Source organism: Streptomyces sp. NPDC001816, from assembly GCF_042892235.1.
Taxonomy (GTDB): domain Bacteria; phylum Actinomycetota; class Actinomycetes; order Streptomycetales; family Streptomycetaceae; genus Streptomyces.
In genome coordinates this window covers 35400-47206 of the sequence record NZ_JBIATY010000002.1, presented here as the reverse complement: position 1 = coordinate 47206, position 11807 = coordinate 35400, and the positions used below count along the sequence as shown (strand labels likewise).

General features: G+C 70.9%; 8 protein-coding genes. 2 read left to right on the top strand and 6 right to left on the bottom strand.

Going from position 1 to position 11807, the window contains the following annotated elements:
* Positions 1–85: 85 nt before the first annotated feature.
* Positions 86–784, top strand: a complete 699-nt coding sequence (locus tag ACFYZZ_RS05865) for a FadR/GntR family transcriptional regulator (RefSeq protein WP_389172126.1) — start codon at positions 86–88, stop codon at positions 782–784.
* 48 nt (positions 785–832) lie between these two features.
* Here the strand turns inward: ACFYZZ_RS05865 and ACFYZZ_RS05860 are convergent, their stop codons facing one another.
* The 6 genes from ACFYZZ_RS05860 to ACFYZZ_RS05835 all read right to left on the bottom strand — a co-directional run bounded on the left by ACFYZZ_RS05860 (position 833) and on the right by ACFYZZ_RS05835 (position 10379).
* Positions 833–3862 (bottom strand): alpha-mannosidase, encoded by a 3030-nt coding sequence (locus tag ACFYZZ_RS05860; protein ID WP_389172124.1) that lies wholly within the window; start codon positions 3860–3862, stop codon positions 833–835.
* Between the two features lie 30 nt (positions 3863–3892).
* On the bottom strand, positions 3893–5953 hold the full coding sequence (locus ACFYZZ_RS05855) for an endo-beta-N-acetylglucosaminidase (RefSeq protein WP_389172122.1): 2061 nt from the start codon (positions 5951–5953) through the stop codon (positions 3893–3895).
* Positions 5950–7206, bottom strand: coding sequence for a glycosyl hydrolase (locus tag ACFYZZ_RS05850; protein ID WP_389172120.1), 1257 nt, complete (start codon positions 7204–7206; stop codon positions 5950–5952). Before ACFYZZ_RS05850 ends, ACFYZZ_RS05855 begins: the two co-directional genes overlap by 4 nt.
* Positions 7207–7287: 81 nt before the next feature.
* Entirely contained in the window at positions 7288–8190 is a 903-nt protein-coding gene (locus tag ACFYZZ_RS05845) for a carbohydrate ABC transporter permease (RefSeq protein ID WP_389172119.1), read from the bottom strand.
* A complete protein-coding gene (locus ACFYZZ_RS05840) occupies positions 8187–9083 on the bottom strand; it encodes a carbohydrate ABC transporter permease (protein ID WP_389172117.1) in 897 nt (298 codons plus the stop codon). Before ACFYZZ_RS05840 ends, ACFYZZ_RS05845 begins: the two co-directional genes overlap by 4 nt.
* A 6-nt stretch (positions 9084–9089) precedes the next feature.
* Positions 9090–10379 (bottom strand): ABC transporter substrate-binding protein, encoded by a 1290-nt coding sequence (locus ACFYZZ_RS05835; protein ID WP_389172115.1) that lies wholly within the window; start codon positions 10377–10379, stop codon positions 9090–9092.
* A 249-nt stretch (positions 10380–10628) separates the two neighbouring features.
* Here ACFYZZ_RS05835 and ACFYZZ_RS05830 point away from each other — a divergent pair, with 249 nt between their 5' ends.
* Positions 10629–11684 (top strand): LacI family DNA-binding transcriptional regulator, encoded by a 1056-nt coding sequence (locus tag ACFYZZ_RS05830; protein WP_389172114.1) that lies wholly within the window; start codon positions 10629–10631, stop codon positions 11682–11684.
* Positions 11685–11807 lie beyond the last annotated feature (123 nt).

Here is an 11807-nt window from a genome sequence, read left to right as displayed (position 1 = left end):
CGCCAAGTTTTCCACTCAACGACGCATAGTGGTCGGACCACTCCCCTGGTTAGACTGCGACGCACCCAGCGACGGGAGGAGCGGCGTGGACGAGGAAGCCTCACCGAAGGGCACGGTGACCCAGCGCGCCATCGAGCAGATCAAGTCGATGATCGCCGAGGGTCGCCTGGAGCCGGGCCAGCGCCTGCCCACCGAGCGCGACCTGGCGGCCCGGCTGGGCATCTCCCGCAGCTCGATGCGCGAGGCGATCCGCGCGCTGACGGTCATGGGCGTCCTGGAGGCCCGGCACGGCTCCGGCATCTACGTCACCGCACTGGAGGCCGGCGACCTGCTGGAGACCTTCGGCGTGGTCGCGGACCTGTCCCGGGGTCCTCAGCTGGTGGAACTCCTCGAGGTGCGCCGCATCCTGGAATCCACGGCGACCGCACTCGCCGCGGCCCGCATCACCAACGACCGCCTCGCCGAGGTGGAAAAACACCTGGCGGCGATGAACGCCACCGACGACCCCGAGGAGATCCTCGCCCACGACCTGGCCTTCCACCGCGAGATCGCGGCCGCCGCCGGCAACGAGACGATGGCCGCCATCCTTGAGGGCCTGTCCTCCCGCACCTTCCGCGCCCGCGTCTGGCGCGGCTACCAGGAGGAGGGCGCCTTCACCCGGACCCGCCGCGAACACGCCGCCATCCACCGCGCCCTGGCCGCCCGCGACCCGGAGGCGGCGCGAGCGGCGGCGGCCGCGCATGTGGGCGAGGTGGAGGAGTGGTTGCGGGCGCAGATCGGTTAGCCGTCGGCGTCGCCGCAGCCAGGCGGGTCATGCACCTCGGTGCCGTGCCTACCGGTCACGCAGCCTGCGCAACCTCAGCGTCATCAGCTCGAACGGCCGCAGCCGTACGGTGATCCGGTCACCGTCCCGCACCGGTGGCTCGCCCTCCCCGCCCGGCCGTTCCAGCAGGTCCGTCACGGTGAGGTCGGTGAACGGGAAGGCGGCGATCAGGGTTGCCCGGGCCCGGGCTCCGTGGGCCTCGTGGAAGCGGATCACCACGTCGCCGGTGCCGTCGTCGGCCAGCTTCACGGCAGTGATGACGACCGCCTCGTTGTCCACGGTGACCAGCGGGGCAACCTCACCCGCACCGGTCGTGCGCCGCTCGGGCAGGTTGATCCGCCAGCCCTCGCGGACCGCGTCGGCGATGCGGGCGCCGGGGATCAGGGCGTGCCGGAAGCGGTGGACGCCCTGGTCGGTCTCGGGGTCGGGGAAGCGCGGGGCGCGTAGCAGAGAGACCCGCACCGTGGTGGTCGTACCGCGGTCGGCGTCGGTGCGGACCGTGCGGGTCACGTCGTGGCCGTACGTCGAGTCGTTGACGACGGCGACGCCCCAGTCCGGCTCCGTCAGATGGACGAAGCGGTGGTTGCAGGCCTCGAACTTGGCCGCTTCCCATGAGGTGTTGGTGTGGGTGGGGCGGTGGAAGTGCCCGAACTGGGTTTCCGACGCGTACCGTTCGGCGTGCAGGTCGAGCGGGAAGGCCAGCTTCAGGAACTTCTCCGTCTCGTGCCAGTCGACCTCGGTGTCCAGCACCAGGCGTCGCTCCCGGGGCGGCAGCGTGAGCACCTGGGTGACGCGGGAGGTGCCGAAGGAGCGGACGATCCGCACCGATGCGCCGTCCTCGCCCGCCGTGACCGAATCGGCGTCCGTGAGGTCGGTGACGGTGTTGCGGTAGAACTCGTCCACGTCCCAGGCGTCCCACATGTTCGGGAAGTCGGGGTGGAGCTGGAGGAGGTTCGCGGCGGCGCCGGGGGCGATGGTCTCGCGGTCGGCGTCGATGTCGTACGCGGAGACGACAAGGCCCTGGGCGTCGATCTCGATCCGCAGCAGGCCGTTGTCCAGGACGTGGCCGCCCTCCGGGCGCGGTGCGAGCGTGGTCGCGCCGTCCGTGCGTGGTGTCGCCGCGCCTCCGGCCGGGACGCCGGCGCGCGGGTGCGGGGCGGCGTTGAACACCAGGGGCGTCTCCCCCTCGCCCGCGAGCGCGCGCTGGGCCGTCTCGATGATGCCGTTCAGCTCCGTGGCGATCCGCTCGTACGTCGCCCGGGCCTCACGGTGCACCCAGGCGATGGACGAGCCGGGCAGGATGTCGTGGAACTGGTGCAGCAGGACCGTCTTCCAGAGCCGGTCCAACCCGTCGTAGGGGTAGGGGAATCCGGTGCGCACGGCTGCCGTGGCGGCCCAGAGTTCGGCTTCACGCAGGAGGTGTTCGCTGCGGCGGTTGCCCTGCTTCGTCCTGGCCTGGCTGGTGAGGGTGGCGCGGTGCAGTTCGAGGTACAGCTCGCCGACCCAGACGGGGGGTTCGGGGTATTCGGCCTCGGCCTTCTCGAAGAACGCCCGGGGTGTCTCCCAGACGACGGTCGCGGAGCCTTCGAGGTCGCGGAGCCGGGCCGCCTTGGCGACCATCTCGCGGGTCGTGCCGCCGCCTCCGTCGCCCCAGCCGCTGGGCGCGAGCGAGTGCCGGGCCCTGCCCTTGTCCTTGAAGTTCCGTGCCGCGTGGGCGATCTCGCTGCCTCTCATCGAGCAGTTGTAGGTGTCGACGGGCGGGAAGTGGGTGAAGATCCGGGTGCCGTCGATGCCCTCCCACTGGAAGGTGTGGTGCGGGAACTTGTTCGTCTGCGACCAGGAGATCTTCTGGGTGAGCAGCCACTTGGAGCCGGCCGCCCTGATGATCTGCGGGAGTCCGGCCGCGAAGCCGAAGGTGTCGGGCAGCCAGGCCTCCTCGTTCTCGATGCCGAACTCGTCGAGGAAGAACCGCTTGCCGTGCACGAACTGACGGGCCATCGCCTCCGAGCCGGGCATGTTGGTGTCCGACTCCACCCACATCCCGCCGGCCGGCACGAACCGCCCCTCCGCCACGGCCTTCTTCACCCGCGCCCACACCTCGGGCCGGTGCTCCTTCACCCACGCCCACTGCTGCGCCTGCGACATGGCGAAGACGAAGTCCGGCTCGTCCTCGATGAGCGCGGTCATGTTGGACGTCGTTCGGGCCACCTTGCGCACGGTCTCGCGCAGCGGCCACAGCCAGGCCGAGTCGATGTGTGCGTGCCCGACCGCGCTGATCCGGTGCGCGGACGGCACGGCGGGGGCGGCCAGCACCTCGGTGAGCCGGGCACGGGCCCCGGCCGCCGTGCCGCCCACGTCCTGCAGGTCGACGGCGTCGAGGGCCCGGTCGACGGCGCGCAGGATGTCCCAGCGACGCGCGGAGTCCACCGGCAGCTCGGCCATCAGCTCGCCCAGCACCTCGAGGTCCAGCACCAGCTGCCACACGGTCTCGTCGAGGACGGCGAGGTCCATGCGGGTGAGCGTGTACTGCGGCTCGTGCCCGGCGGTGTCCTTGTCGCCGAGCCGGGTGGGCCGGAAGGGGTGGTAGTCGAGGATGACCGGGTTGGAGGCGGCCTCGATGTGCAGGCGCACCTCCTCTCCTCCCTCGACGGGCGCCCCGATGCGCACCCACTGGTTGCGCGGGTTGAGGCCCTTCACCGGGGTGCCGTCGGGCCGGTAGACCAGGCCCTCGCACTGGAAGCCGGGCATGTTCTCGTCGAAGCCCAGGTCGAGCAGGGCCTCGACGGTCCGGCCCGCCCAGGCCTCGGGCACGGTCCCGGTCACCCGGAACCAGCTGGTCCCCCACGGAGCACCCCACCGGGCGCCCACCTCGATCGGCGCGGGCTCGGCCGCCAGTCCCTCCGCGACCGGCACGGGCTCGCCCGGCGCGTGCCAGACCGCGACCTGCAGCGGCACGGACTCGGGGTACACGGCGGGACGGATGCGTTCGTCGAGGACGCGCCGGAGGCGGGCTTCGACCAGGTTGCGGTCGTCATGCATGCGGGGTGCTCCCTGCTGGGTTCCGGGTGATTACCAGGTGTGGGTGACGGTCACGGGAGTCGAGGCGTTGTACAGCTCCCCCACCGAGCGCAGTTCGAATCGTGCGGCCGTCTCTCCCGGTGCGGGTTGCAGGCCGGCGACGAAGTGGGCGCGCTGGCAGGTACCGCCGAGGAAGCGGCGGGTGCCGTCGGGCAGGACGCGGTGGAGTTCGTAGTGGCGTGTGGCTGACGCCGTTGCTTCGTTGACGGGGGCGGGCGCGGCGCTCCAGGCGAAGCGCAGGTCGCCTCCGGAGGCCGCGGTGACCCGCAGGCCGGCGGGGGCGGCCGGGGCCGGGGCGGTGTCGTGTACGGCCAGGCCGCCCAGCCGCCAGCGCACGGCGCCGCCGTCGGGTGCGGTGAGGCGGACGCCGAGGGCGTGGATCGTGCCGGACAGCCCGGTGAGCCGTACGGTCGAGGTCTGCCAGGTGTTGTCCGAGTTCACAGCCGGGCTTCCCTCGGTGTTGACCGAGTTCACGGGCAGATAGGTGTACGGCGGTGTCGCACCGGCGCCGGTCGGTTCGGCGGTGGCGACGGCCAGCTCGACGTTCACACTTCCGGCGTCGGTCCGATGCGTCAGCTCGACAACCGTGTCAACACCGACCGCCAGCCGGGTCGCATACAGATCCACCACCACTGGTTGATCCGGTTCACCAGCGACCAGCAGGCTGCTCCCGCCCCGCCACGCGTCCGCGAAGTCGAAGGACACCGCCGGCCGCCGTCCCGCCGTCCGCACGACCCACCGCCGCGACGGCAGCCGGTCCTGCAGCCCGAGGTGGTTCCAGGGCGCGTCCGAGGTGACGGCCCCCTCCTCGTACCACCGCAGCCCGTGCCCGGTGTTGAACACGCTCGCGAACGGCATCGACGACACCGTCGACCGGTCCGCCACCGACACCGCGGGCGCCCGCCACGGATCCGTCCCGTCCGGCCGCGCCGGATCGAGCGACCGCCCGGTCCAGAACCGGTCGTCGGCCGCGTGGAAGTCCTCCGGGGCGCGCTGCCCGGCGGGCAGGTGGTTGCGGGTCCACTCGGGCCGGTAGAAGCCGATCGAGGTGACGTGCGCCTTCCCGGTCGGCACGATGGCGTCCCAGTTCACCGACGAGCCGGACCCGTTCGACTCGACGTCGACGCCCGCCCACAACTCGTAGCGGCTACGGCCCAGTTGAACCGCCTTGGTCCCCGAGGAGGCCAGGGTCGCCGCGCTCCACCGGAAGTCGACGAACATGTCGTCGGCGGCCTGGAAGAAGGCCTGGTTCTGGCTGTTCAGCGCGCCCTGCCAGCTGACCGTCCCGTTCACGGTCATCGCGTCGTACCAGGTCACCCGCTGCCCCTTGGCCGCCGCGAGCGTCTTCAGCTCCTTCACGAACCCGAGCATGGCGGTGCCGAGCGCGGTGTTCCCGCCGCCGGTCTCGGCGTTCACGAACCAGCCGTCGAAGCCGTACGCCGCCGCCACCGCGACGAGTTGAGCGACGAGCGGGTAGTGCCCGGAGGAGTCCTTCTGGACGAGGTCGCGGGTCCACTGCAGCCGGCCGCCGTAGGCGGTGGGCGGCAGGAAGATGGTGCCGAGGACGGGCACGCCGTGCCGGTGGGCCGCGTCCACGATCGGCGCGTTCGGCGCCAGGATCAGCCCCTCGCCCGCCGAGCCGCCCCAGAACACCAGCTCGTCGAGGTAGGCCCAGTGGGTGAGGGCGTAGTAGTCGGCGGTGGCCGACCCCTGCGAGGGGTTGCTGGAGGTCGGCCCGAAGGAGACCAGGGACTGGATGCGGGCCTGGCCCGAGCGGGCGGTGGTGTTCGCCGGGGTCGGGGTGAAGCGGGCGGCGAGCGGCACGGACGCCGCGTTGAAGGCGAGATCGGGATCGTCGGCCGCACGCCAGGCCTTCAGGCTGCGCCAGGTGATACCGGCGCCGGGGCTGCCGGAGGGCAGGGAGTCCGGGTACCAGTACGAGGCGTACGGCGGGGTGGCGCCCGCCTTGGGACGAGGCACCGCAAGGGCGGGCGTGGGCGACAGGGCCGCGGCGGCCCCGGCGATCAGGACGGTGCGTCTGGTGGGGTTCACGAGCAAGTTCCTCCTTGTGGGGTGGGGAGTACCTGGTCGGGAGTGACGACTTCGGTGATGCCGCGGGCGGCGAGGTGTTCCTTGTCGTCCGCGCGGGTGTCCAGGACGGTGGTGGGGCGGGCTCCGTCGGCGACGAGCCGGAAGAAGGCGTCGAAGACGGGCCCGCCGGGGGCGCAGCGGGAGCGGTGGGCCGGGTCGTCGGGCACGACGAGGGCGGTACCGCGCACGGCGGGGGGCGCACGATGGGCACGTGCCGCGTCGGCCAGCACGCGCGCGGTGTCCTTGGGCCGTCGGTCGCTGGTGAACAGCCCGAGGCCGTACTCGAGTTCGGGAAAGTCGGCCAGTTCGCGGGAGACGTCGTACGAGCACCACCAGGTGACGCCCCACAGGTCGGGGCAGTCCAGCACGTTCTCCACGGTCGCCTCGGTGAAGGCGGCCGCGTGCTCGGCGGGGACGAGGGGCGCCGGTGCGCCGACCTCCTGGAGCCACACGGGCCGGTGCGGCTCCTCGGCCCAGGCCTTGCTCAGCTCGACCAGGTAGGCCGCGTGGTGCTCGGCCGGTACGGAGGTACGGCCGTGGCGCTGGGCGGTGCCGTTGAAGACCCAGGAGTGCACGGCGGTGACGGCGCCGAGGCGGGCCGAGTGGCCGGGGGTGAAGGGCTGGTCGTCCTGGTACCAGGCGGCGTCGTACGAGGCGTGTAGATGCGGCCTGTCCGGGGCGCCCTCGGCGCAGGCGGCGAGCAGCCGGGTCAGCCAGCGCTCGGCGTCCTCGGCCGTGATCCGGTCGGGGTCGGGGTGGGGCCCGGCGGCGAACTGGTTGACCTCGTTACCGATGGTCATGCCGATGAAGTGGGGTCGGTCGGCGAGGGCGGCGGCGAGGGTGCGCAGGTAGGCGGCCTGGCCGTCGACGACGTCCGGGTCGGTGAAGAGGTTGCGCCGGTGCCAGGTGCGGGTCCAGGCGGGCAGGAAGTCGAAGCTGCTCAAGTGCCCTTGCAGCCCGTCCACGTTGACGTCCAGGCCGCGTTCGCCGGCCGCGTCGACCAGTCGTACCAGGTCCTCCACGGCGCGCGGGCGGATCAGGGTGCGGTTCGGCTGGAAGTAGGGCCACAGCGGGAAGACCCGGATGTGGTCCAGGCCGAGGGCGGCGATCGCGTCGAGGTCGGCGCGTGCGGAGTCGAGGTCGAAGTCGAGCCAGTGATGGAACCACCCTTCGCTGGGCGTGTAGTTGACGCCGAAGCGCACGGCAGGAGGCATGCGGTGTGTCCTTGCGGGGGTACGGGACTCGGCAGGGATACGGGGCTCGGCCGAGGCGCTGAACTCGGCCGGGTAGGTGGCTCAACCCTTGACGGCGCCCTCGCCGACCCCGCGGAAGAAGTACCGCTGGAGGCAGGCGAAGAGGGCGATGAGCGGGGCCACGGCGATGACGGTGCCGGCGGCGACCAGGCGTTCGTCGTTGGCGAATGTGCCGTGCAGATAGTTGAGGCCGATGGTCAGGGTGAACTTGTCGGGGTCGCTGAGCACGATCAGCGGCCACAGGAAGTCGTCCCAGGCGCCCATGAAGGCGAAGATCGCGACGACGGCGAGGGTGCCCTTCACCGACGGCAGCGCGATGCGCCAGAACCGCTGCCAGACGTCGGCGCCGTCGACGTAGGCGGCCTCCTCGATCTCGTAGGGCAGGTTCCGGAAGGCGTTGCGCATCAGCAGCACGTTCATGGCTCCGATGGAACCGGGCAGGACGACGCCGATGAGCGTGTTGTTCAGGCCGAGTTCCCGCATGGTCGTGAACTGGGCGATGATGATGCCCTCCACGGGCACGAGCATCGCCAGCACGAAGACCAGCGTGGCCACGCCCCGGCCGCGGTAGCGCAGCCGGGCCAGCGCATACCCGGCGAGTGCCGAGCCCACGCAGTTGGTCACCACGCTCGCGCTCGCGACCTTCAGCGAGTTCAGGGCGTAGTCCCACACGGGGATGGTGCGGGAGACCCGCTCGTAGTTGTGCAGGGTGGGACGGCCGGGCAGGAACTTCGGCGGCGAGCTGAAGATGTCCTCGGTGGGGCCCTTGAGGGACGTGGACAGCTGCCACAGGAACGGGCCGACGGTGAGCGCCAGCACGGCGAGCAGCAGCGCGTAGCGCAGGACCAGTTCCCACGCCCGGATGCGGCTGCCGTGCTCGTCGGTGACGCGCGGCTCGCGGACGGCGGGCTCCTGGCGGGGCCGTACCTTCTCCAGGACGCTCATGTCTCCTCCCTCCGGTCGGCGCGCAGGACGAGCAGCATCAGGGCGACGGTGACGACGAACACGACGACGGAGAGGGCGGAGGCGTAGCCGACGCGGCCGGTCAGGCCGGTGCCGGTGCGCTGGACGAGCATGACGAGGGTGGTGTCCTCGCCGGCCGGGCCGCCGCTCGGGCCGGCCATCAGGTACACCTCGGAGAACACCTTGAACGCGGCGACCGAGGAGAGCGCGGCGACCAGCACCATGGTGGAGCGCACGGCGGGCACGGTGACGTTAAGGAAGCGGCGGACCGGTCCGGCGCCGTCCACGGCGGCGGCCTCGTGCAGCTCGCGCGGTACGTTCGCCAGCGCGGCCAGATAAATGATCATGTAGTAGCCGAGACCCTTCCACACCGTCACGGCCATGGCGCTCAGCAGGAGCAGCCACTGGTCGCTGAGGAAGCCGACCCGCCCGATTCCCACCGTCTCCAGCAGGGAGTTGACCAGGCCGCGTTCGTCCAGCAGCCACACCCAGATCAGCCCGACGACCACGATGGAGGCGACGACCGGGGTGTAGAAGGCGGACCGGAAGAAGGTGATGCCGGGGATGTTCTTCTGCACCAGCAGCGCGAGCAGCAGCGGCAGGACCACCAGGGCCGGTACGACCCCGACGACGTACAGCGTGCTGTTGCGCAGGCCGGTCCAGAACATGTCGTCGTGGAGCAGCTCGCGGAAGTTGGCGAGTCCGACGAAACGGCCCGGGATCAGGGTGCGGCGGTCGGTGAAGGAGTTCACCACGGTGGACACGAACGGGTACAGCACGAAGGCGCCCGTGACGAGCAGTCCCGGGGCGGCGAACAGCCAGGGGCTGGTGGGCAGTTGCCGCCGCACCCGGGACGGCGCGGTGGGAGTGGCCATACCGGTTCAGCCCTGCTGCTTCAGGAGCTGGTCGCAGGCCTTGACAGCGTTATCAAGAGCCGTCTTGGGGCTCTCCTTGCCCTGTAGGGCCTTGGCGACCTCGTTGCGCAGCGCGGTCTTCATCTGCTCACTGAACAGCACCGGCGTGTAATTGACCGCGTTCTTCAGGGACTTGGCGGCGGCGATACGGACGCGTGTCTCGTCGGTGCCGTCCTCCTTGGTGAAGTACGGGTCGTCGAGGGAGCCCGCGGTGCTCGGGAAGATGGCGACCTTCTTGGCGAAGGACATCTGGTTCTGCGCGTCGGTGACGAAGTGCGCGAAGGCGACCGCGGCCGGGGTGTGCTTGGTGCGGGAGTTGACCATCACGCCCATCACGTACATGTTGACGTGCCCGGTGCTGGTGATCTGGTCGGTGATGCCGATGTTCTTGTACAGGTTCGGGGCCTGCTTCTTGAAGTTGCCGAGGTCGAGTGCGCTGCCGGGGTTCATGGCGACGGCCTCGGTGAGGAACTTCTTGCCGGAGGATTCCGGAGTGGCGGTCAGGGCCTGCGGGTCGAGGGCCTTGGCGTCGTACAACTCCTTGTACTTGGTGAGGAGTTCGACTCCCTTGGTGTCGTTGAAGGCGAACCCGGTCCCCTCCTTGTTCATCAGCTGGACGCCGTACCGGCCGAAGTCCTCGACCGTGGGCACGTTGGCGAGCGTGGCGACCTTGCCGTCGCTCTTCTTCGCCAGCTGCAGGGCGTCGGCGAAGAGTTCGTCGTAGGTCTTCGGCGGGGTGCTGGGGTCGAGTCCGGCCTTCTCGAACAGGGACTTGTTGTAGAAGAGCGGGCCGGTGTTCAGGTACCACGGGAAGGCGAAGGTGCCGTTCAGGCCCGGGACCTGGTGGCCGGCCCAGGCCCCGTCCAGGTATTCGGATTTGTACGTGCCCGCGGCCTTGTCGAGGTCGAGGGCGAGGCCCGCCTTGGCGAGCGGGGCGACCAGGTCCGGGGAGACGTTGACGACGTCCGGCAGGGTGCCGCCGGCCGCGTCGGCGCTGATCTTGTCGGCGTAGCCCTCGGCGGGCTGGTCGATCCACTTCACATGGGTGCCGGGGTACTTCTTCTCGAAGTCCGCGATCAGGCCCTCGAAGTACGGCTTGAAGTTGGCGCGCAGGTTCCAGGTCTGGAAGGTGATGTCGCCCTCGACCTTGCCCGAGGCGTCGGTCGAGCCGCCGTCGTCCCCTCCCGAGCCGCAGGCACTCAGCGGCAGGACGAGGGCGACGGCAGCGGCGGCGAAGGTTCTGCGGGAGATGCGCACGGCGGCTGGGCTCCTTTGCAGGGGGATGCAGGGGGGATGGGGCCGAAGGTGCCGGGCCAGACTGTGCCCAGCGATTCCGTGAGGAGTCAATGGATTCGACCCAGCTAAAGTCATTAGTGACTCAAAATCCCTGCTCACAGCGGTGCGTTGGAGCTATTGCCGCCGGTCGCTAATGCGCTTTAGGGTAAGTGCGCTCAAGCGCATTAGCAGTTGGCCGGGATCGGACCGCACGGAATGGAGGGCCCAGCGTTGCCGGAGAAGCGATCACCCGCGCGCCGACCGACGATGAAGGACATCGCGCGCCGCGCCGGAGTCTCCGAGAGCGCGGTCTCCTTCGCCCTCAACGGCCGCCCCGGTGTCTCCGAGACCACCCGCGCCCGGGTCCGCCGGGTCGCCGAGCAGCTCGGCTGGCGCCCCAGCACGGCGGCCCGCGCCCTCTCCGGCGAGGGAGCGGCCACGGTCGGCTTCGTCCTGGCCCGACCGGCGGACACCCTGGGCGTCGACTCCTTCTTCCTGCAACTCGTCTCCGGCATCCAGGAAGTGCTGGCCGAACGCCATCTGGGCCTGCTCTTCCAGGTGGCTCAGGACGTGGCCGACGAGTGCGCGGTCTATCGGCGCTGGTGGGCGGAGCACCGGGTGGACGGCGTCCTGGTGGTCGACCCGCGCGCCGAGGACCCACGCCCCGACCTGCTGGACGAACTGGGCCTGCCCGCCGTGGTGATCGGCGGCGCCCCCGACGTGCGCCACCCCGGCCTGTCCACGGTGTGGGCGGACGACGCCGGCGCGATGGCGTCCGTGGTCGACGAGCTGACGGCGCTGGGCCACCGGCGGATCGTCCACATCGCGGGCCTCCCCACCCTGGCGCACACCCGGCGTCGTATCGCCACGCTGCGCGCGGAGGCGGGGCGCCGCGGCCTCACCGAGGTCCGCTCGGTGACCACCGACTACTCCGACGCGGAGGGCGCCGCCGTGACCCGCCGGGTGCTCGGCGGGCTCGGCGGTTCCCCTCCCCCGACCGCGCTGATCTACGACAACGACGTGATGGCCGTGGCCGGTCTCGCGGCGGCCGCCGACCTCGGTTTCCGCGTCCCGCAGGATGTGTCGCTCGTGTCCTGGGAGGACTCGGCACTGTGCCGCATGGTCACTCCCCGGCTGTCCGCCCTGTCCCGGGACAGCGCCGAGTTCGGGCGCACGGCGGCACGCGAGCTGATGGCGCTGCTGGACGGGGAGGCGGCCCGGGCGGTGGGGGTGCCGGTGCCGCGGCTCACGGGGCGGGGCAGTACGGGGAGTGCGCGGACGGCATGAGAGGGCGCTGCTTCATCGTTCAACCGCCCGGTTTCCTACGGTATCTAACCATTCGACACTTGCGGAACTCCGCGTTCGGAAAGATGCTGGAGATATCCAGGCCGGGCATTTCCCCAGGAACCG